Genomic DNA, 20816 nt, shown 5'->3' on the forward strand with positions numbered 1-20816 from the left:
AAGCGTGGGTGGTTGCCGACCGTTGGTCGGCACCGACCTGGATCAATCATTCGCCGCAGACAGCTCCTGCCCACGCACCTGCGCGGCGCGCAGCGCCGTGTCCACCAGCGCCTCGAAACCACCGGCCTGGAAGCTCTGGATCGCCGCCTGGGTGGTGCCGTTCGGCGAGGTCACTCGGCGGCGCAGTTCGGCCGGACTTTCGCCGGCTTCATCGAGCATGCGCGAAGCACCCAGCAGTGTCTGCACCACCAGCGTGCGCGCTGCTTCTGCAGGCAGGCCCTGGGCGATACCCGCTGCTTCCATCGCTTCGGCCAGCAGGAACACATAGGCCGGCCCGCTGCCGGATACAGCAGTCACCGAATCCATCAGCGCCTCACTATCGATCCACACCGTGCGCCCGGCACTGGACAGTACCTGTTCGGCGCGCGCGTGCTGCTGCGCATCCACTGATGGCGTGGCGTACAGCCCGGTCACACCGGCGCCGAGCAGGGCCGGGGTGTTTGGCATCGCGCGCACCACCGGCAGGTTGCCGCCCAGCCAGCGTTCCAGCTGGGCGCTGGTGATGCCGGCGGCAATGGACACCACCAGCGGCCGGTTCGCCTGCGCCAGCGCCTGCAGCGACTGGCACACATCGCGCAGTACCTGCGGCTTCACCGCCAGCAGCCAGGTATTGCCCTGTGTGGCAGCATCTGCGGCGTTGTCGTGCACCTGCACGCCGAAATCGGTGGCCAGTGACTCGCGCAATGCGGCCACCGGTTCGGCCACGTGGATGTGCGCGGCGGGTACGCCCTGGCGGATCAGGCCGGCGATCAGGCTGCGGGCCATGTTGCCGCCGCCGATGAAGGTGATGGAATCAACTGCCATGGAAGTCTCCTTGGAATATCAGGCCGGGCGCGGGCGCGCGCCGAACAGAGCGGTGCCGATGCGCACCAGGGTGGCGCCCTCGGCGATGGCCTCGGCGTAGTCGCTGCTCATGCCCATCGACAGCGTGTCGACATGCGCGTGCTGGGCAGCCAGCGACTGGAAAAGTGTGCGCATGCGCACGAATGCATCCCGGCGGCGCTCGGCCTCGGCCCACGGCGCGGGAATCGCCATCAGGCCACGCAGGCGCAGCTGGGGTTCGGCGGCGATCGCAGTGGCCAATGCGTCCACCGCCTCCGGCGCACAGCCGTGTTTGCTGGACTCATCGTCGATGTTGACCTGGACCAGCACGTTCAGCGGGCCGCGCGCGGCCGGGCGATGGCGTGCCAGTGCGGTCACCAGCTTGGGCCGGTCCACGCTCTGTACCCAGTCGAAGTGGCTGGCCACGGCCTCGGCCTTGTTCGACTGCAGGTGGCCGATCAGGTGCCATTCCAGTTCCAGGTGCTGCAGCACCTGCATCTTGGCCAGTGCTTCCTGCACGTAGTTCTCGCCGAAGGCGTGCTGGCCCTGTGCGGCCAGCGCGGCCACGGCCTCGGCCGGCTGGGTCTTGGACACCGCCAGCAGGCGTGGGTCGGGCCTGCCAGCGGCCTCGGCGGCGGCATGCAGGTTGCTCAGGATCTGGGGCAGGGGAGTGGCCACGTAACGCGTTCCGTTGAATCAGGAGGCTATACTGCCGCCCGGGGAAAGATCCTTCCAGTCGAAGCCGTTATTGGGGAGTAGCCGCTCATGGATATCGCCGAGCTGTTGGCGTTTTCCGTAAAGAACAAAGCGTCCGACCTGCATCTGTCTGCAGGCCTGCCGCCGATGATCCGCGTGGACGGCGACGTTCGCCGGATCAATATCCCAGCCCTGGACCACAAGCAGGTCCACGCGCTGGTGTACGACATCATGTCCGACAAGCAGCGCCGCGATTACGAGGAATTCCTCGAAGTGGACTTCTCCTTCGAGATCCCGTCCCTGGCGCGCTTCCGTGTCAACGCGTTCAACCAGAACCGCGGCGCCGGTGCGGTGTTCCGTACCATTCCGTCCGAGGTGCTGACCCTCGAGGACCTGGCCTGCCCGCCGCTGTTCCGCGAAGTGATCCAGCAGCCGCAGGGCCTGATCCTGGTCACTGGCCCGACCGGTTCGGGCAAGTCGACCACGCTGGCGGCGATGATCGACTACATCAACAAGAACGAATACGGCCACATCCTCACCGTCGAGGATCCGATCGAATTCGTGCACACCTCGCAGAAGTGCCTGATCAACCAGCGCGAAGTGCACCGCGACACGCATGGCTTCAACGAAGCGCTGCGCTCGGCACTGCGTGAGGATCCGGACATCATCCTGGTCGGCGAACTTCGTGACCTGGAAACCATCCGTCTGGCGCTGACCGCGGCGGAAACCGGCCACCTGGTGTTCGGCACCCTGCACACCAGTTCGGCCGCCAAGACCATCGACCGCATCATTGACGTGTTCCCGGCCGGCGAAAAGCCGATGGTGCGTTCGATGCTGTCCGAATCGCTGCGTGCAGTGATCTCGCAGGCGCTGCTGAAGAAGGTCGGCGGCGGTCGTACCGCTGCGTGGGAAATCATGGTCGGCACCCCGGCCATCCGCAACCTGATCCGCGAGGACAAGGTGGCGCAGATGTATTCGGCCATCCAGACCGGCCAGCAGTACGGCATGATGACCCTGGACCAGCACCTGCAGGACCTGGTCAAGCGCAGCCTGATCACCCGCAACCAGGCCCGCGAGTACGCCAAGGACAAGCGTCTGTTCGAGTAAGGCGAGGCAATGGCGGGGCAGCGCGCAGCAAGGCGCGGCTGTCCCCGCGATGTTCCCTCCACCGACCGATTCCTGGAGCCTTTCGTGAACACCACTGCCACCACCATCGATTTCACATCGTTCCTCAAGCTGATGGCGCACCAGCGCGCCTCGGACCTGTTCATCACCGCAGGCATGCCGCCGGCGATGAAGGTCAACGGCAAGATCTCGCCGATCACGCAGACACCACTGACCCCGCAGCAGAGCCGCGATCTGGTGCTGAACGTGATGACCCCGGCGCAGCGCGAGGAATTCGAGAAGACCCACGAGTGCAACTTCGCCATCGGCCTGTCCGGTGTCGGCCGCTTCCGTGTCAGCTGCTTCTACCAGCGCAACCAGGTGGGCATGGTGCTGCGTCGTATCGAGACGCGCATTCCGACGGTGGAAGAACTGAGCCTGCCGCCGATCATCAAGACGCTGGCGATGACCAAGCGCGGCATCATCCTGTTCGTCGGCGCCACCGGTACCGGTAAATCGACCTCGCTGGCGGCGATGATCGGCTACCGCAACCAGAACTCGACCGGCCACATCATCACCATCGAAGATCCGATCGAGTTCGTGCACAAGCACGAGGGCTGCATCATCACCCAGCGCGAGGTCGGCATCGATACCGACAGCTGGGAAGCAGCGCTGAAGAACACCCTGCGCCAGGCGCCGGACGTGATCATGATCGGCGAGGTGCGTACCCGCGAGGGCATGGACCACGCCATCGCGTTCGCGGAAACCGGCCACCTGGTGCTGTGCACCCTGCATGCCAACAACGCCAACCAGGCGATGGACCGCATCGTCAACTTCTTCCCGGAAGACCGTCGCAACCAGTTGCTGATGGACCTGTCGTTGAACCTCAAGGGTGTGGTTGCGCAGCAGCTGGTGCCGTCGCCCGATGGCCGTTCGCGCAAGGTGGCGATGGAGATCCTGCTGGGCACGCCGCTGGTGCAGGACTACATCCGCGACGGCGAGATCCACAAGCTGAAGGAAGTGATGAAGGATTCGGTCCAGCTGGGCATGAAGACCTTCGACCAGAGCCTGTTCGAGCTTTACCAGGCTGGCGAGATCAGCTACGAGGACGCGCTGCGCTACGCCGATTCGCAGAACGAAGTGCGCCTGCGCATCAAGCTCAGTCAGGGCGGCGATGCCCGCACCCTGTCGCAGGGCCTGGATGGCGTGGAGATTTCCGAGATCCGGTGATCTGCGTGTTTTGTAGAGTCGAGCAAGCTCGACTCTACGAGCGAGCGGCCCCGCGTATTGATGAATTCCAGTCATGACCGACTGCCATCCAGTCGGTTCAATCCTCACCTGCTGCAGGCGTATCGTCAGCGCTCCCCCTCTGGAGCACGACGATGCAGACACGTGAACTCGGCCGCAGTGGCCTGAAGGTTTCCGCCCTCGGCCTGGGCTGCATGGGCCTGAGCCATGGCTACGGCCAACCGGTGGAGCGCAGCCAGGGCATCGCTCTGCTGCACGCCGCCGTCGAGCGCGGCGTGACCTTCTTCGACACCGCCGAAGTGTACGGCCCCTACACCAACGAAGATCTGCTCGGCGAGGCGCTGGCGCCATACCGCGACAGGCTGGTGATCGCCACCAAGTTCGGCTTCAAGGATGCGCGCGTCGATACCGGGCTGGACAGCCGTCCCGAGAACATCCGTGCGGTGGCCGAAGCCAGCCTCAAGCGCCTGCGCACCGACCATATCGACCTGTTCTACCAGCACCGCGTCGATCCCAACGTGCCGATCGAAGATGTCGCTGGCACCGTGCGCGACCTGATCGCCGAAGGCAAGGTCGGCCACTTCGGCCTGTCCGAGGCCAGTGCCGCCACAGTGCGCCGTGCGCATGCGGTGCAGCCGGTCGCCGCCGTGCAGAGCGAGTACTCGCTGTGGTGGCGTGAGCCGGAGCGCGAGCTGCTGCCGACGCTGCAGGAACTGGGCATCGGCTTCGTGCCGTTCAGCCCGCTGGGGCGTGGCTTCCTGACCGGCGCGATCAACGCCGATACGACCTTCGACGCCAACGACTTCCGCAACACCGTGCCGCGTTTCGAAGTGGAGGCGCGTCGTGCCAACCAGGCGCTGGTCGACCGTATCAGTACGATTGCTGCAGCACGTGGCGCGAGTCCGGCGCAGGTGGCGCTGGCCTGGCTGCTGGCGCAGGCGCCGTGGATCGTGCCGATTCCGGGCACCACCAAGATCCATCGCCTGGAAGAGAACCTGGGTGCGGCCGACCTGCAGCTGGCACCGGAAGAGCTGCAGCGCATCGCGCAGACGTTGGAGGAAATCTCCATCGTCGGCGAGCGCTACAACGCGCAGCGCGCCGCGCAGGCCAAGGGCTGACCGCCGGGCCATCTTGCCTCTGGTGGGTGCGGACGGAAGTGGGTGCGGGCCGTTGGTCCGCACTCCTCAGCTCATCCAGCCATCGGCCCACGCAGTGCGTCAAGCACCGTCCGCATCGCCACGGTGACATGGCGGCGCGACGGGTAGTACGCGTAATAGCCATCGAAGTGCGGGCACCAGTCGTCCAGCACCGACTGCAGGCGGCCATCGTCCAGCATCGGCTGCACCTGGTCTTCCGGCAGCCAGGCCAGGCCGCTGCCGGCCAATGCGGCAGCACGGGTCATGCCCATGCTGTTGAAGATCCACTGTCCGCTCACGCGCACGCTCAGTTCGTTGCCGTCCTGGCCGAAATCCCACGGCATAAGCCCGCCATGCGTGGGCAGGCGCAGGGTCACGCAGTTGTGCTCGGCCAGGTCGTGCGGATGCCGCGGCACCACGTGCTGGCGGAAGTAGCTGGGCGCACCAACCACGCGCATGCGCAGCGGCGGGCTGACCGGCACGGCGACCATGTCGCGCGCCAGCCGTTCGCCGAGGCGGATGCCGATGTCGTAGCGCTCGGCGACGATGTCGGCCAACCCGTAGTCGGCAGCCAGTTCCACCTTCAGGTCCGGATACTGCTGCAGCAATGGCGCCAGCCGCGGCCAGGCGATGTACTCGGCGGCATGGCCGGTGGCATTGATGCGGATGGTGCCGGCTGGTCGGTCGCGGTACTCGGCCAACGCGGCCAGTTCGTCCTCGATCTCGGCCAGGCGCGGAGCGAGGGTCTCGAGCAGGCGGGCTCCAGCCTCGGTGGTGGACACGCTGCGGGTGGTACGGGTCAGCAGGCGCACGCCGAGTCGCTCTTCCAGGCCGCGCATGGCATGGCTGAGTGCGGACTGTGAAACGCCCAGCTGGGCGGCGGCCCTGGTGAAGCTGCCCTCGCGGGCGACGTGGACGAAGGCCTGCAGGTCATTGAGGTTTTCACGGGGCATGACGGGATGATACGGCTCCCGGATTGAACGGATCTGTCGATTTCCGGCTCCCCGGTTCGTCGTACCGGTACATCCATCGCAAGGAGCTTCCGCATGAGCACTGAAAAGCCCAAGGGCCCGGCCTCGTACTTTCCCTCCATCGAGAAGACCTACGGGCAGCCGGTGGCGCACTGGTTCGGGCTGCTGGCGAAGCAGCCTGGCCTGAAACACATGGAGCTGGTCAGTTTCCTGAAAAGCGAGCATGGGCTGGGCCATGGCCATGCCAACGCGCTGGTGGCGCACCATCTGGCCGGGAAGGGATGAGGCAGGCAACGCTGCGCTGAACGGTCGTGTGGGGTCAGGCCACACGGCATCCAGAGTCAGGCAGACTGGGCGTTCATCCCGAGGCAGGACGCCCATATGCAGGTCACGCTGGACGCGATCACCGTCGACAACTACGAAGCCGTGTGCGATCTCGACGTCAGTGAGGCGCAGCAGGATTTCGTCGCCGGCAACACCTGGTCGCTGGTGCAGGCCGCGTTCCATCCTGGCTACCAGACCCGTGCCATCCAGGCCGACGGCGAGCTGGTCGGATTTTTCATGTGGGTGCCGGAGACGCCGCAGCGCATCTCGATATGGCGCTTCATGGTCGATCAGCGCTGGCAGGGGCGTGGCATCGGGCGCCGCGCGCTGGAACTGGCGCTGGAGCAGATCCGGGATACGCCCGGCCTGGTCGAGATCGAGATCTGCTACAACCCGCACAATCCGGTGGCGGGAGCTTTCTATGGCAGCTTCGGTTTCGTAGAGACCGGCATGGACGATGATGGCGAGGACATGCTGGCCGTGCTGCCGGTGACGCCTCCGAAATAACCTGAATGGGCGAGCGCAGCTGAACGATTTCATCTGCAACTGTCATGCAGATCGTGTCTAATATCGCTCCCCACCTGCTGTTCCCCCACCCGTATGTCCCTTCCCGCCCATGGCTCCGCGCCGTGCGACGACGCTGACGGCCACCTGGTCACCGCTGGTCCGCTGACCCCACCGCCCGACAGCGCCGGCACCACCGCCGACGAAAAAGCGCTGCGCCACTCGATTGCCGAGGACGTGCAGGGCATGGTGCTGGCCACGATGGTGGCCTCGCTGGGCCTGGCCATCTTCGCCAAGGGTGGGCTGATGATCGGCGGCATGGCCGGCATGGCCTTCCTGCTGCACTACTCGATGGGCTGGAACTTCGGCCTGGTGTTCGTGCTGGTCAACCTGCCGTTCTACTGGGTGGCGCTGCGGCGCATGGGCTGGGAATTCACCCTGAAGACCTTCGCCGCGGTCACCGCCTGTGGCGTGCTGACCGACCTGCTGCCGCGCTGGATCGATTTCTCGCACATCAACCCGCTGTATTCGGCGATCGTCGGTGGTGCGTTGTCCGGCCTGGGCATCCTGTTCTTCATCCGCCATCGCGCCAGCCTCGGCGGCATCGGCATTCTTGCCGTGTACCTGCAGCGCACCCGTGGCTGGAGCGCCGGCAAGGTGCAGATGTCCTACGACGCCTGCTTGATGGTGGCTGCGTTCTTCGTGCTGTCTCCGTCGAAGGTGTTGTACTCGGCCATCGGCGCGGTGGTGCTCAGCCTGGTGCTGATGTTCAACCACCGCCCGGGCCGTTACATGGGCGTGTGACGATTCGACGGTAGTGCCGGCCGCTGGCCGGCAACACCTGCAGCATTCCGAGGCTGCCGGCCAGCGGCCGGCACTACCGGGAGGCCTGCAACCACGGCGGCGACAGCTTCAGCAGCCGCGCGTGCACCGGGCAGTCCTCGGCGTGCGCACCGGGCAGGTAGCCCAGGCTCATCAGGAACTCGCCGGTGATATCACCGCCGGTGAAGCGGAACGTCTTCTTGAACAGCTTCACCCAGTCCGCCTTGCTGCGCGGATGGTGCGCGTCCAGCCAGCCCGCGAAGCTGCCGTGGCTGGCCCGCAGCTGCTGGATCACCTGCGCGTTGTGGATCGCCGCCAGCACCTTCAGCCGGTTGCGGATGATGCCCACGTCCGACAGCAGCCGTTCGATGTCCTGCTCGGCGTAGGCTGCAACCCGATCCACATCGAAGCCGTCATAGGCCGAGCGGAAGCCCTCGCGCTTCTTCAGGATCGTTTCCCAGCTCAGCCCGGCCTGGTTGATTTCCAGCACCAGCCGCTCGAACAGCTCGCGCTCGTCGCGCTGCGGGAAGCCGTACTCGTTGGCGTGGTAGTAGTCGTGCACCGGATGGCCCGGGGCGATGAGGCAGTAGCCGCTCATGGAGAAGACTCGTTGGATTCGGGTTCGGGATCGATGGCCAGCGCAGGGCGTCCACCGATGGACAGCATCGGCCAGCGTGGCGCTTCGAGCGAGAGTTCGCCATCACGCAGGGCCTGGTTGATCGCCTCGGCTTGGCCGCTGACGGTGCCGAACAGCGAACCGGCCCGGTGCCACTGGGCATCCCTGCCACGTGCGTACAGCACGCAGTCCGGCCCACGGTGGGTGTACAGCTCGCACAGCAGCACCTCGGTGCTGCCGTCGCCATCCAGGTCGCGATGCACGATCAGGCAGTCACGCTCGCTCTCGGCACAGGATTCGCCGTTGATCGCGCGCGTGGCCAGCGCCTGCCACCAGTCGGCGGGCGGCGAGGTGGATCCCTTGGCCAGCTTCAGCGCGCGCTGCAGGGCGGCGACATCCTGCGGGCCCTTGTCCAGGCGGGTGCCGCTGTCCCAGCGTGAGGTGCGTGCCAGCGCATCGGCGATCACCTGCGGCGCGTTGGCATCGGCGCGGATCGCCGGATCGTCCTGCAGTCCGCGCAGCGCCTGCACGCCGCGGCGGCCGAGGTCGAAGCGCAGCACGTTGACGTCGCTGCTGGTGATCGCCGGCGGGTCCGCACGCAGGCGCGCCAGCTGGCTGGACAGGGTCAGCCGCACCGGATCCAGCAGCGGCGAGTTGCCCAGCAATGCCAGTGCCAGCACCGCCCAGCACATCCAGCGGTTGACCGGCTCCAACATCTGCAACCAGCGCCCCTGCCGGCGCAGCACCGCCAGCGCGTAGCCCACGGCATAACCGGCCACGGCCAACGCGACGAGTACTGCCCAGAACCGGTCCACGGTCCAGCCGTACTGCACCACGCGCAGGCCCAGCGCGTACAGTGCCAGCGCCGCGTAGACCGGCAGCGCCAGCAGGCTGGCTTCAACAAGGCGTCGCAGCAGCAGGGGGTAGGGGGCGCTGTCTTCCCCCTGCTGGTAGACCGCATTGGTGAACGTCACCAGCAACAGCGACAGCACCAGCAGCAGGCTGGCGGCCGAGCGGGTCTTCCACAGCGGCTCGAGCCCGGTGAGCGGCAGGCTCAGCACGAACAGCACCGCGATGAACGACAGCAGCGGCAGCAGCCCGCGGCAGATCGCGAACAGCACCTGGCGGGTGATCTGGATCGCGCGGTGCTGGGTGCGCCCGATCAGCACGCCAAACCCGGCCAGGCTGCCGGTGGCCAGCGCAATGAACGCGTCCTGCCGGAACAGGTCGCGGAAGAACGTCACCTCCAGCAGCTGGAACAGCGCCGCCCACAACCACAGCAGCAGCCAGGTCAGCCCGGTGAACAGCGCCGCCAGGGCCAGGGTCAGGCCGTTCTGCCAGGCACGCTCGAACAGCTCCGGATAGCTGGCGCGCCAATGCCCGTGCTGCAGCTGGAACTGCCACCAGGGCAGGGCCACGAACACCGCCACGGCCATGCCCAGGGTCAGCGGGATCTGCAGCGCGCCCGAGTCCAGTGCGGTCTCTCCGTTGAGGTTCCAGCCGATCCAGGCGGCCAGCGCCAGCACCACCGCCGAGCCGAGCGCGGCCTGCAGCCACAGGCGGCGCTGGCCCAGCTCGACCAGGCTCAGCGCCACCGCGCTGGGAATGGCCAGCACCCAGGCGTACCAGCAGTAGCGCCAGCCGATATCGCGGAACGGCCACGCATCGGACAGCTCCTGCGCGGCATACAGCATCAGGCCCTGCAGCAGCGCGATCAGAACGATGGCGCTGCGTGCCGGCAGGGTCAGGGGCGATGAAGATTGCATCGACGACCTTCCATGGCAAAGCACCATCCTAGCCGATCGCCGCACGCGTCCATCGCGCGACCATCCCGCCCCCAGCAGGTAGAATGGGGGCATGCCTGTTACGCCGACTTCCCTTGCCGATCACCTGCTCGTCGCGCTGCCGTCGCTGCTCGACGCGACCTTCGCCCGCAGCGTCGCGCTGATATGCCAGCACGACGAGAACGGTGCGATGGGCGTGCTGGTCAACCAGCCTTCCGAGTACACGCTGGGCGAAGTGCTGGCACAGATGGACATCACCACCGTTGATGGCGACCTGCAGGCGCGCATGGTGCTTAACGGCGGCCCGGTGCATCCCGAACGTGGCTTCGTCATCCATGACGATGCGCGGGCATGGGATTCCAGCCTGATCGTGGGTGAAGGCCTGTACCTGACCACCTCGCGCGACATCCTCGAAGCGATGGCACGTGGCGAAGGCCCGGCCAATGCTGTGGTCACCCTCGGCTGTGCCGGTTGGGGCGCAGGGCAGCTGGAAAGCGAACTGTCCGAGAACAGCTGGCTGACCGTACCGGCCGACGCCGAGCTGGTGTTCCAGCTGCCGCTGGAGCAGCGCTGGCAGGGCGCGGCCTCGCGCATCGGCGTGGACCTGTTCCGCCTGACCGACTACAGCGGCCATGTCTGAGCCGGCGGCGCCCGCACCGGTTTCTCCTGCTCCGGCCATCCGCCGTGACGGCACCGTTCTGGGTTTCGATGTCGGCTCGCGGCGTATCGGCGTAGCCATCGGCAGTGCCTTCGCTGCGCATGCGCGCGCGGTGGCCGTGGTCGATGTGCACGGCAACGGCCCGGACTGGACCGCGATCGAACGCCTGATCAAGGAATGGAAGCCCAATGGCCTGGTGGTGGGCGATCCGCTCACGCTGGATGGCCAGGACCAGCCCAACCGCAAGCGCGCGCAGGGCTTCGCCCGCCAGCTGCGGGAACGTTTCAAGCTGCCGGTGGTGATGATCGACGAGCGTTCCAGCTCGGTCGAGGCCGCACGCCGCTTCGCTGTCGAGCGCGCCGAAGGGCGCAAGCGCCGCCGTGATGCGGCCGCCCTCGATGCGGTGGCCGCGGCGGTGATCATCGACCGCTGGCTGTCGTCCCCCGACGACGCCACCCCCATTCCCTGACTGCCCGACACCGCCATGACCGCCCAGCAAATCGATGCCTCCGGACGCCTGCGCCACCTGTTGACCCTGGAGGGCCTGCCGCGCGAGACCCTGCTGCAGCTGCTTGACCGCGCAGGGCAGATCCGCGATGCCGCAGTCGGCCGCGTCGGCAACAAGCGCCAGGTGCTGGCCGGCTCAGCGGTGTGCACGCTGTTCTTCGAACCGTCCACGCGCACCCGCAGCTCGTTCCAGCTGGCGGCGCAGCGACTGGGCGCCGATGTGCTCAACTTCGATGCCTCGACCTCGTCCACGCGCAAGGGCGAAACCGCCTGCGACACGCTGCGCAACCTGGAAGCGATGGGCGTGCGCGGCTTCGTGGTGCGCCACCCGGATGACGGCGCCGTGGCCGCACTGGCCGAAGCGGCGGGCGAGGGCACTGCACTGATCAACGCCGGTGACGGGCGCAGCGCGCACCCGACCCAGGGCCTGCTCGACATGCTGACCCTGCGCCAGGCCAAGGGCCCGGATTTCTCGAAGATGAAGGTGGTGATCGTCGGCGACGTGAAGCATTCGCGCGTGGCCCGCACCGACCTGCATGCGCTGCGTACGCTGGGCGTGGGCGAGATCCGCGTGTGCGGCCCGCAGTCGCTGCTGCCGGATGACGAGACCCTGAAGGGCTGCGTGGTCGGTGATGATTTCGACGCGATGCTGGAAGGCGTCGACGCGCTGATGATGCTGCGCCTGCAGCGCGAGCGCATGGAAGAAGGCTTGGTGCCGTCGCTGGAGCAATACCACGCGCAGTACGGCCTGACCAACGAACGCCTGGCCCGCGCCGGTAAGGACGCAGCGGTGCTGCACCCGGGCCCGATCAACCGCGGCGTGGAAGTCACCGACGAGGTGGCCGACGGCCCGCAGTCGTGGGTGCTGCGCCAGGTCGCCAACGGCGTCGCCGTGCGCATGGCGGTGCTGGAAACCCTGCTGGGCTGACCCCGCTCTGGTAGGTGTCAACCTTGGTTGACACACTCACCGCCCGGTTCGGGTGCCAACCTTGGTTGGCATTGGCCTACCCGGGCGAAGGTGATTTCCCGATGTTCAAGGAACATGCGCCCGCCCATGCTCTTCTGCATGAACAGCACCCGCCTCCTGCTAGGCCGTCATTCCCGTATCGGCCAGAGCTACATCCTCACCACGAACGTGGATGGCCGGGCGGCTCTGTTCGCCAATGACGCCGTTGCGGTTACCGCCATGCAGGAGTTCCAGCGTCTGGATCTGGAAGGTCTGACCCATTCGATCGCCTACGTTGTCATGCCGGATCACGTCCACTGGTTGATGCAGCTGCGCGCGGCATCGCTCGACGTTGTCATGAGGCGCTTCAAGTCGCGTACGGCCGTGCACGCAAACAGGGTACTGGGCAGGGTGGGGCGCTTCTGGCAGTCCTGCTATCACGATCACGCGATCCGCTCTGATGAATCGCTGTTCCGGCATGCAATGTATTTGATGGCGAATCCGATCAGGGCGGGGCTGGCAACGCAGCTTGGCGAGTACCCGCATGCGTGGTGTGAGTGGGAACTCGAAGGTTCCTGTGCCAAGGCGGAGTTTATGGGGGCGGACAGATAGTGCCAACCAAGGTTGGCACCCACCGAAAGCAGGTTCCAACCTTAGTGGGTGCCTACCAAAACCAGGCTCCAACCAAGGTTGGCAGCTACCACGAGTTGGGGTTCAGCGCTTCTGCGCGAACAACCATGCCCACATCGAGGGATCCGCATACGTGACGTCCCAGGCGTTGTGGTTGCCTTCCGGGTATTCGGTGTAGCGCACATCGCGTGCGTTGGCGCTTTGGAATGCGACGTGCAGCCTGCGGTCGTCGTCCGGTGGCACCACGTCGTCCAGCGCGCCGTGGAAGATCCAGATCGGCGTGTGCTGCAAGCGCTGCGCGATCACGGCATACGGATCGGTTTCCTGCGCGACCTGCTCGACGAACAGGGTCGGCCGCTTCGCGCGCGGTGCCAGCACGGCGCCGCACACCGGCACGATCGCAGCAAAACGGCGTGGGTCGTCCAGGGCGATGTTCCAGCTGCCGTAGCCGCCCATCGACATGCCGGTCAGGTATTGCCGTGCCGGGTCGGCGCCGAATTCGGCGATCGCTGCATCGAGTGCCGCCAGCGCGACACGGTTGTTGTGGCTGCTCCATTCCTCGTGTCCTGGCACCTGCGGGAACACCACCAGCGCAGGGAAGTCGGGGTGCTCGCGCAGATAGGGGCCCAGTCCCGAGTAGGTCTGTTTGACACCATCGCTGCCGCGTTCGCCGGAGCCGTGCAGGAACAGGATGACCGGAAGGTTGGTGGGAGGGGCGGCCTGCACGCCGGCCGGAATGAACACCTGGTAGTAGGCGGTCTCGCCATCCACCTTCACCGCGCGGGCTTCGAAGCGCCCGCGCGCGCTGTCTGGAAGCGATGTGCAAGCGGTCATCGTCAGAATGGCCAGCAGTGGCAGCCAGCGCGACAGCGAACGGACCATGGGCTTTCCCGTAGCGGCAGGATCGACTGCATCGTAGTCCGCCGCGATCAGCCTGGCATCGTGCGCTGCGTCACTCCGGGCGCGGGAAGCTGGCGATGATGTCCAGCTGCTCCTGTGCTTCGGTATTGCCCTCGGCGGCGGCTGCCTGCACCTGCGCCATGTCCGGATGCAGCACCACCAGCAGCGGGTTCTCGCAGACCGGGCAGTCGTACTCGGTGGCGTCTTCGTCCAACTCCATCACCATGGCGCGCGAGCTGCCCTTCCATTCGCAGGCCGTGCAGGTGTACTGCTGGTCACGCCAGCCGGGCTGGAAGTAATTTTCGATCGTCGTTGCCATGGGTGTTCCAGTGGGGATCGGGTCAGCGCCCCGCGCGGCGGGGATCCGACCCTTGATACGGTCAGTGCAGCAGCACCAGGGTGGCCAGGCCGAGGAAGGTGAAGAAGCCCATCGAGTCGGTCACGGCGGTCAGGAAGATGCCGCTGGCCAGCGCCGGGTCGAAGCCGAAGCGTTTCAGCGTCAGTGGCACCAGCACGCCGGCCAACGCGGCGAACAGCAGGTTGCAGGTCAGCGCGATGGCGATCACCGCCGACAGGCCAGGCGAATGGAACCAGGCGAGTACGATCAGGCCTAGTAGCGAGCCGAGCACCACGCCGTTGAGCAGGGCCACCCGTACTTCCTTCCACAACAGCGTGCGTGCGTTGGAACTGCCGACCTGGCCCAACGCCAGGCCACGCACCATCAGCGCCAGTACCTGGGTGCCGGCGTTGCCGCCGAGGCCGGCAACGATCGGCATCAGTACCGCCAGCGCCACCAGCTTGTCGATGGTGCCTTCGAAATGGCCGACCACGCTGGAGGCGAGGAAGGCGGTGCACAGGTTCACCGACAGCCACATCAGGCGTCGGCGCATCGCGCGCCAGACCGGGCTGAACAGATCCTCGTCCTCGTCCAGGCCGGCGGCGCCCAGCGCCTGGTGCTCGGCCTGGCCACGGATGATGTCGACCACGTCATCGATGGTGATGCGGCCGATCAGGATGTTGTTGTCATCCACCACCGGCGCCGAGATCCAGTCATGGTCGGAGAACTGCCGCGCCACTTCCTGGTCGCTCTCGCCGACATCGATCGCCGGTTGCTCATCGTCGATCAGGCGGTTGATCGGCGTGGTGTCCTCATGGGTCACCAGCGAGGCCAGTGAAACCCGGCCCAGGTACTGGTGGCGACGGCTGACCACGAACAGGTGATCGGTGTGGTCGGGCAGTTCGCCGCGCAGGCGCAGGTAGCGCAGCACCACGTCGACGTTGACGTCGGCGCGCACGGTCACCACGTCCGGGTTCATCAGGCGGCCGGCGCTGTCCTCGGGGTAGGACAGCACCTGCTCCAGGCGCTCGCGGTTCTCGCGGTCCATCGACTTGAGGACTTCGTCGATGACCGTGTCCGGCAGATCCTCGACCAGGTCGGCCAGATCGTCGATGTCCAGGTCTTCGACCGCGGCGATGATCTCGTCCGGGTCCATGTCGGCGAGCAGGCTTTCGCGCACGTCGTCGCCGACGTGGACCAGCACCTCGCCGTCATCTTCCGGATCGACCAGGCCCCAGACGATCTCGCGTTTGCCGGGCGGCAGCGATTCGAGCAGGTTGCCGATCTCGGCCGGCGCCAGGGTATTGACCAGGCGGCGCACCGGGCCCAGTCGGCCGCTGTCCAGTGCATCGGACAGCATCCGCAACTGGCGCGCAGTCTTGTCGTGGCGTACAGCCTCAGCCATCGCAGCTCCCGCGGGATAAGAATAGCCGCGATCCCGGCAAGGATGCGGCAACAGGGGTGTTCAGCGCGTCATTATCGCAAGGGGATGTTTCACCGGATACCCCGGCGGCGACGAGACGGGGTCAGATCCCTTTTCCCGCGGAAATGGGATCTGACGCCCAGGCGTGCATGCCCGGCGAGCGGGTGGTGTCAGGCCGTATCCGCCACCAGCGCCAGCCAGCGCTCGATGGCACGGCGGTCGCGGGCGGCAAGCAGCTTGGGAGCTCGTGCGCGCAGTGCGCCCAGGTCGGCGTCGCGGATCGCGCGGCGTACTTCCAGCAGGGTGCCGGGGTGCAGGCTGAATTCGGTCAGGCCCAGCGCCAGCAGCAGTGGGGTCATCCGTGCATCGCCGGCGATCTCGCCACACACCGCCACCGGGATGCGATGGCGCACGCCGGTCTCGATCACCATCTGCAGCAGCCGCAGCACCGCCGGATGCAGCGGCGAGTACAGTTCGCCCAACGCTTCGTTGTTGCGATCGGCCGCCAGCAGGTACTGCACCAGGTCGTTGGTGCCGATCGACAGGAAGTCGACCAGATCGATGAAGCTCTCCAGCGCCAGCGCAGCGGCCGGTACCTCGATCATTGCCCCCAACGGCACATGGTCGGACACCATGTGGCCTTCGCCGCGCAGCTGTTCGGTCAGCTTGAGCATGCGCCGGCGCACCGCCAGCAGTTCCTCGCGGGTACTGACCATCGGCACCAGCACGCGCAGCTTGCCGTAGGCCGAGGCGCGCAGGATCGCGCGCAGCTGGGTATCGGCCACCTTCGGCCGCGCCAACGACAGGCGCACGCCGCGCAGGCCCAGTGCCGGGTTTTCCTCGTTGCTCAGGGTCAGGCCGGTGCGATCGGCCTTGTCCGCACCGAGGTCGAGGGTGCGGATGGTCACCGGTCGCCCGCTCATGCCCAGTGCGGCATCACGGTAGGTCTGGAACTGTTCTTCTTCGTCCGGCAGCTCGTTGCGCTGCAGGAACAGGAATTCGGTGCGGTACAGGCCCAGCCCGTGTGCGCCCAGCGCATGCGCCTGGGTCACGTCCTCCAGCGATTCGGCATTTGCCAGCAGAGCAATGTCGACCTGGTCGCGGGTGCGGCTGGGCTTGCTGCGCAGGCGGCCAAGTTCGCGCTGCTCGCGTGCGTGCTCTTTCAGCCGTGCACGGTAATCGCGCAGGTTGTCGGCCTGCGGGTTGGCGGTGATGCTGCCGTCGGCGCCGTCGATGATCAGCACGTCGCCATCGGCGATGCGGCTGAGCAGCTGCGGCACGTTGACGATCAAGGGCAGGTGCAGGCTGCGCGCCAGGATCGCACTGTGCGACAGCGCGCTGCCGGCGGCGGTGACGATGCCGACCACGCCCTGCGCCTGCAACTGGGCAAGCTCGGAGGGCGCGATGTTGTCGCAGACCAGGATTTCACCGGCCAGGCCTTTCATCGCTGGCGGCCGCTCGGGCTGCAGGAAGGCGTGGATGCGGCCAATCACATGGTCGAGGTCGTCCATGCGGCTCTTCAGATAGGCATCGTCCATGCCATCGAAGACCTTGGCCAGGCGGTCACGCTGCAGGCGCAGCGCATAGCCGGCGCTGTAGGGGCCGCTGCGGATCAGCTCGTCCAGCCCGAACAGCAGCTCGGGGTCGTCCAGCAGCAGTGCATGCAGGTCGAGGAACTCACCCACTTCCTGGTTCAGTGCACCCTGCAGGCGCTGTCGCAGCTCGTGCATTTCCGTGCGTGCGGCATCCACGGCACGGTGCAGGCGGGCCAGTTCGGCCTCGACCTGGTGGACGGCGACCCGTTGCTCGGCAACCTCCAGTGCATGCGGCAGGCGCACCCGGGCGCGGCCCATCGCGGTGCCACGGGCCGCACCATGGCCGGCCAGCAGCTGTACCGGCCGTTGGCCGGAACTGACCTGACCGGCGCGTGCGCGTGGCACGCTCAGTTGTCCTCGTCGAAGCGGCGCTCGAACAGGCCTACCACCGCCTCCATCGCGGCGGCTTCGTCCTCGCCGTTGATCCGCACGGTGACTGGGGTGCCCTGGCCGGCGGCCAGCAGCATCACGCCCATGATGCTCTTGGCGTTGATCTCACGGCCCTTGGCGGCCATGGTCACGTTGCAGCGGAACGGCGCCAGGGTCTGCACCAGCTTGGCGGTGGCCCGGGCATGCAGGCCCAGGCGGTTGCTGACGGTGAGTTCTCGTTCAAGCATCGTCGACTATCGCTCCATTACGGGTACCCGCCGCGGCTGTGGCGGGCAGTTGATCCAGTCCCTGTTCCGGATAATTCATCACCCGCAGCAACATCGGCAGGCTCAGCGCCGACACCCGGCGAACCGGGGTCCCCAGCCGGGCCAGCTGCCCGGCAAGGTTGGCGGGGCTGGCACCGTACAGGTCGGTCAGGATCAGCACGCCATTTCCCCCATCGACCCGCCGCAGGGCGGCCGAGGCGAGCGGAAGCAGGGCGTCCAGGTCTGCGTCGAACGGTACTTCGAAAGCTTCTGTTTTCAGCGGCAACTGCCGCAGGAGCCGGGTCGCCACGTCAAGCAGGGCGGTCCCGACCCCGGGATGTGTTACGAGGAGAATGCCACAGGTCATTACTGCACGTTAACAGGTCAAGGTGAATTGGCGATAGCAGCAGGAGAGGGGCACAGTGTCCCGTATTCAGTGTTGCTCGGGTCAGAGCCCTTTTCCGTTGAAAAGGGATCCGACTCCATCCGTTTTTTCGATGCCTGACAGAGATTCATCCGCGCATGGCGTGGATCTACCGTGTCGACCAAGGTCGACACCCACCAACAGCACACGGAATCTGTCAGAGGCGGGGCGGGTCCGGTTGCGGGGGTGTCCGCGGCATGGATGCCGCGGCCAAGCCCCCATGGATGGGTTTACGGCGTCCCCCGCAACCGGACCCACCCCGCCATCCCACGTAATCCGGCTCTTGCCGTTGACGTTGCCGTGGTTTCTGCGGGTGCCGGGCGCAGCCCGGCCGACCCCCCTCAATCCTGTTCGCGGTGGTAGGTCGCCACGTCTTCCCAGCCCATCTCACGCGCATGCCGCGCCATGCGCTCGGCCAGGAACACCGAGCGGTGCTTGCCGCCGGTGCAGCCAAACGCCACGGTCACGTAGCTGCGCGTGCCATCCCCCAGCTTCGGCAGCCAGGTATCGAGGAAGTCCATCAGCTGGGCCAGGTAGCGCTGCACGTCCGGTTGCGCTTCCAGGTAATCACGTACGCCCGGTTCGCGGCCACTCAGCGCGCGCAGGTCCGGATCCCAGTGCGGATTGGGCAGCACGCGCGCGTCGAACACGAAGTCCGCCTCGGCCGGCACGCCGCGCTTGTAGGCGAACGATTCGAACAGCAGCGACAGGCGCGTGGCGTGGTCCAGTGCGAACTCGGTGATGATCCGCCGCCGCAATTGGTGCACGTTGAGCGCGCTGGTGTCGATCACCGCATCGGCTTCGCGGCGCAACGGCGCGGTCAGCTCGCGCTCGCGGGCAATCGCTTCGGGCAGGGACAGGCCCAACTGGCTCAACGGGTGGCGACGGCGGGTGTCGGCATAGCGCTTGAGCACCGCTTCGTCGCTGGCTTCGAAGAACAGCACCTTCACTTCCACGCCGGCATCGGTGGCCAGCTGCCGCCAGTTGTCCAGCTGGCTCAGGTCGGACTGGCCGCGCACGTCGATGCCCACCGCCAGGCGGCGCGGAGCACTGCCGTCATGGTTGGCCAGCAGGCTGCGCACGAAATCGGGCAGCAGGTTGATCGGCAGATTGTCCGAGCAGTAGTAGTCCTGGTCCTCGAAGGTCTTCAGGGCGACGGATTTACCCGAGCCGGACAGGCCGCTGACGATGATCAGGGTCGGGGCGGAGGGGATTGCGGTGCTCATGGACAGGCTCTTCGAGGGACGGGGGAATCAGGGTGTTCGCCGTTCCAGCAGGTTGCTGTGGCGGGCGATGAACATGGCCGCCGGGTCGATCCCCTTGGTGCGAAGGATGTGCAGGCGGGTGGCCGCCTCGGTCAGCACGGCCAGGTTGCGGCCGGGCATCACCGGCAGGGTGATCAGCGGAACATCCAGGTCCAGCACATGGCGGGTGCCCGAATCGCCGGTCAGGCGCTCGTAGCCATGTGGGGTGGGTTCGGTCATCGGCTTGGTCAGGTGGACGATCAGCCGAAGGTACTTGTTCTTCTTTACAGCCGTGTCGCCGAACATCTCGCGCACGTTCAGCACGCCCAGCCCGCGCACTTCCAGCAGGTCCTGCAGCAGCTCCGGGCAGGTGCCGTCGAGCACGTCCGGGGCGATCTGGGTGAACTCCGGCGCATCGTCGGCGACCAGGCGGTGGCCACGGCTGAGCAGTTCCAGTGCCAGCTCGCTCTTGCCCGAGCCGGCCTCGCCGGTGATCAGCACGCCGATGGAATAGATCTCCATGAACACGCCATGCAGGATCACCCGCGGCGCCAGTGTGCGCGCCAGGTGGTAGGACAGATGATTCAGCAGTTCGTGGCCGCGCTTGGGCGACAGCCACAGCGGCGTACCGGATTCGTCCGCCGCCGCGCGCAGGTCTTCCGGGCAGGGCTGGTTGCGGGTCAGCACCAGCGCCAGCGGATGCGACTGCATGATCTTCTCGATGGTCTCCCAGCGCTGGCGCGGTTCCAGCGCATCCAGCCAGGACAGTTCCTCGGTGCCCAGGATCTGCACCTTGTTGGGATAGATCGCGTTGAGGTATCCGGCCAGCGAAGGGCGACGCGACACCGTGTTGCCAGCCTCCAGCTCACGCTTCTCGCCGGACTTGCCTGCGGCCCAGCGCAACCCCAACCGCTCGCGCTGCTGTTCGAACAGTTCACGGGCGGTGATGCTGGTATTCATGCGGCGCTCGCAGGTGGGGTCAGCTCCAGGGCCTGGCGCAGGGCCCGCGCATCGCCGGCCGCGCGCAGGGCATCGCGGATGGCGGGCGTCGAGAACAGCTCGGCCAGCTCGGACAGCAGCATCAGGTGCTGGTGGGTGTAGTGGGAAGGAACGGCCATCGCGAACACTAGGTCCACCGGCTCATCGCCACCGAAGTCGACCGGGGTGGCCAGCCGCAGTAGCGCGCCACGGGGGCGGTCCAGGGTCGGCGCGCGGCCGTGGGGGATGGCGATACCGTGGCCGATCGCAGTGCTGCCCAGCGCTTCGCGCTGGCACAGGTTCAGGTAGATCTGTTCAGCGTTGGCCTGGCGGCAGGCCAGCAACCCGGCGGCGGCCTTCAGGACGCTGTCGCGGTCGGTGGCCGTGCAGAGCTGGGTCTGCACGGCCGCCAGGAGGTCAGTCAGGGGCATGTCTGCGGGGAACGGTGGCGA

The 20816-nt window shown here is 66.7% G+C and carries 24 protein-coding genes; 10 read left to right on the forward strand and 14 right to left on the reverse strand.

What is annotated here, in order from left to right:
• Nucleotides 1-42: 42 nt before the first annotated feature.
• On the reverse strand, nucleotides 43-864 hold the full coding sequence (proC, locus tag AC13GA_RS03500) for a pyrroline-5-carboxylate reductase (protein WP_482997530.1): 822 nt from the start codon (nucleotides 862-864) through the stop codon (nucleotides 43-45).
• Between the two features lie 18 nt (nucleotides 865-882).
• Complete coding sequence (locus AC13GA_RS03505; protein ID WP_482997531.1) at nucleotides 883-1560, reverse strand: YggS family pyridoxal phosphate-dependent enzyme; 678 nt, start codon at nucleotides 1558-1560, stop codon at nucleotides 883-885.
• Nucleotides 1561-1647: 87 nt separating this feature from the next.
• On the opposite strand from AC13GA_RS03505, the gene AC13GA_RS03510 reads away from it, so the two are divergent.
• From AC13GA_RS03510 to AC13GA_RS03520, 3 genes are all read left to right on the forward strand, one after another.
• Complete coding sequence (locus AC13GA_RS03510) at nucleotides 1648-2685, forward strand: type IV pilus twitching motility protein PilT (RefSeq protein ID WP_004147099.1); 1038 nt, start codon at nucleotides 1648-1650, stop codon at nucleotides 2683-2685.
• 84 nt (nucleotides 2686-2769) lie between these two features.
• Nucleotides 2770-3912, forward strand: a complete 1143-nt coding sequence (locus AC13GA_RS03515; protein ID WP_005408369.1) for a PilT/PilU family type 4a pilus ATPase — start codon at nucleotides 2770-2772, stop codon at nucleotides 3910-3912.
• A gap of 152 nt (nucleotides 3913-4064) precedes the next feature.
• Nucleotides 4065-5048 carry an aldo/keto reductase gene (locus AC13GA_RS03520; RefSeq protein ID WP_295382325.1) on the forward strand — a complete coding sequence of 328 codons (984 nt, stop codon included), beginning with the start codon at nucleotides 4065-4067 and terminating at the stop codon, nucleotides 5046-5048.
• Between the two features lie 71 nt (nucleotides 5049-5119).
• Here AC13GA_RS03520 and AC13GA_RS03525 read toward each other — a convergent pair whose 3' ends face one another.
• Nucleotides 5120-6019, reverse strand: coding sequence for a LysR family transcriptional regulator (locus AC13GA_RS03525; RefSeq protein WP_136638893.1), 900 nt, complete (start codon nucleotides 6017-6019; stop codon nucleotides 5120-5122).
• A 93-nt stretch (nucleotides 6020-6112) separates the two neighbouring features.
• Between AC13GA_RS03525 and AC13GA_RS03530 the strand changes: the two genes are divergently transcribed.
• From AC13GA_RS03530 to AC13GA_RS03540, 3 genes are all read left to right on the forward strand, one after another.
• The gene (locus AC13GA_RS03530; RefSeq protein WP_088481050.1) at nucleotides 6113-6322 is read left to right on the forward strand and encodes a DUF4287 domain-containing protein; all 210 of its coding nucleotides are present in this window, start codon (nucleotides 6113-6115) and stop codon (nucleotides 6320-6322) included.
• 96 nt (nucleotides 6323-6418) lie between these two features.
• On the forward strand, nucleotides 6419-6868 hold the full coding sequence (locus AC13GA_RS03535) for a GNAT family N-acetyltransferase (protein ID WP_253078944.1): 450 nt from the start codon (nucleotides 6419-6421) through the stop codon (nucleotides 6866-6868).
• A gap of 93 nt (nucleotides 6869-6961) precedes the next feature.
• On the forward strand, nucleotides 6962-7669 hold the full coding sequence (locus tag AC13GA_RS03540; RefSeq protein WP_012510275.1) for a YitT family protein: 708 nt from the start codon (nucleotides 6962-6964) through the stop codon (nucleotides 7667-7669).
• Between the two features lie 73 nt (nucleotides 7670-7742).
• Here the strand turns inward: AC13GA_RS03540 and AC13GA_RS03545 are convergent, their stop codons facing one another.
• Nucleotides 7743-8285 carry a DNA-3-methyladenine glycosylase I gene (locus tag AC13GA_RS03545; protein WP_482997532.1) on the reverse strand — a complete coding sequence of 181 codons (543 nt, stop codon included), beginning with the start codon at nucleotides 8283-8285 and terminating at the stop codon, nucleotides 7743-7745.
• Nucleotides 8282-10069: a DUF4153 domain-containing protein gene (locus AC13GA_RS03550; RefSeq protein ID WP_482997533.1), complete on the reverse strand. Its 1788-nt coding sequence runs from the start codon at nucleotides 10067-10069 to the stop codon at nucleotides 8282-8284. The genes AC13GA_RS03545 and AC13GA_RS03550 overlap by 4 nt, the downstream gene beginning before the upstream one ends.
• A 91-nt stretch (nucleotides 10070-10160) precedes the next feature.
• Here AC13GA_RS03550 and AC13GA_RS03555 point away from each other — a divergent pair, with 91 nt between their 5' ends.
• From AC13GA_RS03555 to AC13GA_RS03570, 4 genes are all read left to right on the forward strand, one after another.
• A complete protein-coding gene (locus tag AC13GA_RS03555; protein WP_046983640.1) occupies nucleotides 10161-10727 on the forward strand; it encodes a YqgE/AlgH family protein in 567 nt (188 codons plus the stop codon).
• The gene (gene ruvX / locus AC13GA_RS03560) at nucleotides 10720-11214 is read left to right on the forward strand and encodes a Holliday junction resolvase RuvX (protein WP_482997534.1); all 495 of its coding nucleotides are present in this window, start codon (nucleotides 10720-10722) and stop codon (nucleotides 11212-11214) included. Before AC13GA_RS03555 ends, ruvX begins: the two co-directional genes overlap by 8 nt.
• A gap of 15 nt (nucleotides 11215-11229) precedes the next feature.
• Nucleotides 11230-12180, forward strand: a complete 951-nt coding sequence (locus AC13GA_RS03565; protein ID WP_478474866.1) for an aspartate carbamoyltransferase catalytic subunit — start codon at nucleotides 11230-11232, stop codon at nucleotides 12178-12180.
• A 138-nt stretch (nucleotides 12181-12318) separates the two neighbouring features.
• Nucleotides 12319-12810 (forward strand): REP-associated tyrosine transposase, encoded by a 492-nt coding sequence (locus AC13GA_RS03570; protein WP_046983648.1) that lies wholly within the window; start codon nucleotides 12319-12321, stop codon nucleotides 12808-12810.
• 102 nt (nucleotides 12811-12912) lie between these two features.
• On the opposite strand, the gene AC13GA_RS03575 is transcribed toward AC13GA_RS03570, so the two are convergent.
• The 9 genes from AC13GA_RS03575 to AC13GA_RS03615 all read right to left on the reverse strand — a co-directional run bounded on the left by AC13GA_RS03575 (nucleotide 12913) and on the right by AC13GA_RS03615 (nucleotide 20795).
• A complete protein-coding gene (locus AC13GA_RS03575) occupies nucleotides 12913-13710 on the reverse strand; it encodes a carboxylesterase family protein (RefSeq protein ID WP_482997535.1) in 798 nt (265 codons plus the stop codon).
• A 70-nt stretch (nucleotides 13711-13780) separates the two neighbouring features.
• Nucleotides 13781-14047 carry a hypothetical protein gene (locus tag AC13GA_RS03580; RefSeq protein ID WP_046983644.1) on the reverse strand — a complete coding sequence of 89 codons (267 nt, stop codon included), beginning with the start codon at nucleotides 14045-14047 and terminating at the stop codon, nucleotides 13781-13783.
• A gap of 61 nt (nucleotides 14048-14108) precedes the next feature.
• Nucleotides 14109-15470 (reverse strand): magnesium transporter, encoded by a 1362-nt coding sequence (gene mgtE / locus AC13GA_RS03585; protein ID WP_004147235.1) that lies wholly within the window; start codon nucleotides 15468-15470, stop codon nucleotides 14109-14111.
• A gap of 188 nt (nucleotides 15471-15658) precedes the next feature.
• On the reverse strand, nucleotides 15659-17428 hold the full coding sequence (gene ptsP, locus AC13GA_RS03590) for a phosphoenolpyruvate--protein phosphotransferase (RefSeq protein ID WP_046983646.1): 1770 nt from the start codon (nucleotides 17426-17428) through the stop codon (nucleotides 15659-15661).
• A gap of 2 nt (nucleotides 17429-17430) precedes the next feature.
• Nucleotides 17431-17700 (reverse strand): HPr family phosphocarrier protein, encoded by a 270-nt coding sequence (locus AC13GA_RS03595; RefSeq protein ID WP_046983647.1) that lies wholly within the window; start codon nucleotides 17698-17700, stop codon nucleotides 17431-17433.
• Nucleotides 17693-18085, reverse strand: coding sequence for a PTS sugar transporter subunit IIA (locus AC13GA_RS03600; protein ID WP_012510282.1), 393 nt, complete (start codon nucleotides 18083-18085; stop codon nucleotides 17693-17695). The genes AC13GA_RS03595 and AC13GA_RS03600 overlap by 8 nt, the downstream gene beginning before the upstream one ends.
• Before the next feature lie 398 nt (nucleotides 18086-18483).
• A complete protein-coding gene (gene rapZ, locus AC13GA_RS03605) occupies nucleotides 18484-19368 on the reverse strand; it encodes an RNase adapter RapZ (protein ID WP_136638887.1) in 885 nt (294 codons plus the stop codon).
• Nucleotides 19369-19395: 27 nt separating this feature from the next.
• The gene (gene hprK / locus AC13GA_RS03610; protein WP_004147299.1) at nucleotides 19396-20346 is read right to left on the reverse strand and encodes an HPr(Ser) kinase/phosphatase; all 951 of its coding nucleotides are present in this window, start codon (nucleotides 20344-20346) and stop codon (nucleotides 19396-19398) included.
• A complete protein-coding gene (locus tag AC13GA_RS03615; protein ID WP_136638886.1) occupies nucleotides 20343-20795 on the reverse strand; it encodes a PTS sugar transporter subunit IIA in 453 nt (150 codons plus the stop codon). The genes hprK and AC13GA_RS03615 overlap by 4 nt, the downstream gene beginning before the upstream one ends.
• Nucleotides 20796-20816 lie beyond the last annotated feature (21 nt).

It is taken from the genome of Stenotrophomonas sp. 22DLJC03 (assembly GCF_056861405.1).

Excerpts from the sequence above, each read along its gene's own strand:
- ruvX (WP_482997534.1), top strand. The coding sequence starts at position 10,720 with ATGTCTGAGCCGGCGGCGCCCGCACCGGTTTCTCCTGCTCCGGCCATC.
- AC13GA_RS03575 (WP_482997535.1), bottom strand. The coding sequence starts at position 13,710 with ATGGTCCGTTCGCTGTCGCGCTGGCTGCCACTGCTGGCCATTCTGACG.
- AC13GA_RS03555 (WP_046983640.1), top strand. The coding sequence starts at position 10,161 with ATGCCTGTTACGCCGACTTCCCTTGCCGATCACCTGCTCGTCGCGCTG.
- AC13GA_RS03545 (WP_482997532.1), bottom strand. The coding sequence starts at position 8,285 with ATGAGCGGCTACTGCCTCATCGCCCCGGGCCATCCGGTGCACGACTAC.
- AC13GA_RS03540 (WP_012510275.1), top strand. The coding sequence starts at position 6,962 with ATGTCCCTTCCCGCCCATGGCTCCGCGCCGTGCGACGACGCTGACGGC.
- AC13GA_RS03570 (WP_046983648.1), top strand. The coding sequence starts at position 12,319 with ATGAACAGCACCCGCCTCCTGCTAGGCCGTCATTCCCGTATCGGCCAG.
- AC13GA_RS03615 (WP_136638886.1), bottom strand. The coding sequence starts at position 20,795 with ATGCCCCTGACTGACCTCCTGGCGGCCGTGCAGACCCAGCTCTGCACG.
- AC13GA_RS03565 (WP_478474866.1), top strand. The coding sequence starts at position 11,230 with ATGACCGCCCAGCAAATCGATGCCTCCGGACGCCTGCGCCACCTGTTG.
- hprK (WP_004147299.1), bottom strand. The coding sequence starts at position 20,346 with ATGAATACCAGCATCACCGCCCGTGAACTGTTCGAACAGCAGCGCGAG.
- AC13GA_RS03525 (WP_136638893.1), bottom strand. The coding sequence starts at position 6,019 with ATGCCCCGTGAAAACCTCAATGACCTGCAGGCCTTCGTCCACGTCGCC.
- AC13GA_RS03600 (WP_012510282.1), bottom strand. The coding sequence starts at position 18,085 with ATGACCTGTGGCATTCTCCTCGTAACACATCCCGGGGTCGGGACCGCC.
- AC13GA_RS03510 (WP_004147099.1), top strand. The coding sequence starts at position 1,648 with ATGGATATCGCCGAGCTGTTGGCGTTTTCCGTAAAGAACAAAGCGTCC.
- AC13GA_RS03580 (WP_046983644.1), bottom strand. The coding sequence starts at position 14,047 with ATGGCAACGACGATCGAAAATTACTTCCAGCCCGGCTGGCGTGACCAG.
- AC13GA_RS03530 (WP_088481050.1), top strand. The coding sequence starts at position 6,113 with ATGAGCACTGAAAAGCCCAAGGGCCCGGCCTCGTACTTTCCCTCCATC.
- AC13GA_RS03550 (WP_482997533.1), bottom strand. The coding sequence starts at position 10,069 with ATGCAATCTTCATCGCCCCTGACCCTGCCGGCACGCAGCGCCATCGTT.
- AC13GA_RS03520 (WP_295382325.1), top strand. The coding sequence starts at position 4,065 with ATGCAGACACGTGAACTCGGCCGCAGTGGCCTGAAGGTTTCCGCCCTC.
- rapZ (WP_136638887.1), bottom strand. The coding sequence starts at position 19,368 with ATGAGCACCGCAATCCCCTCCGCCCCGACCCTGATCATCGTCAGCGGC.
- AC13GA_RS03595 (WP_046983647.1), bottom strand. The coding sequence starts at position 17,700 with ATGCTTGAACGAGAACTCACCGTCAGCAACCGCCTGGGCCTGCATGCC.
- mgtE (WP_004147235.1), bottom strand. The coding sequence starts at position 15,470 with ATGGCTGAGGCTGTACGCCACGACAAGACTGCGCGCCAGTTGCGGATG.
- proC (WP_482997530.1), bottom strand. The coding sequence starts at position 864 with ATGGCAGTTGATTCCATCACCTTCATCGGCGGCGGCAACATGGCCCGC.
- AC13GA_RS03535 (WP_253078944.1), top strand. The coding sequence starts at position 6,419 with ATGCAGGTCACGCTGGACGCGATCACCGTCGACAACTACGAAGCCGTG.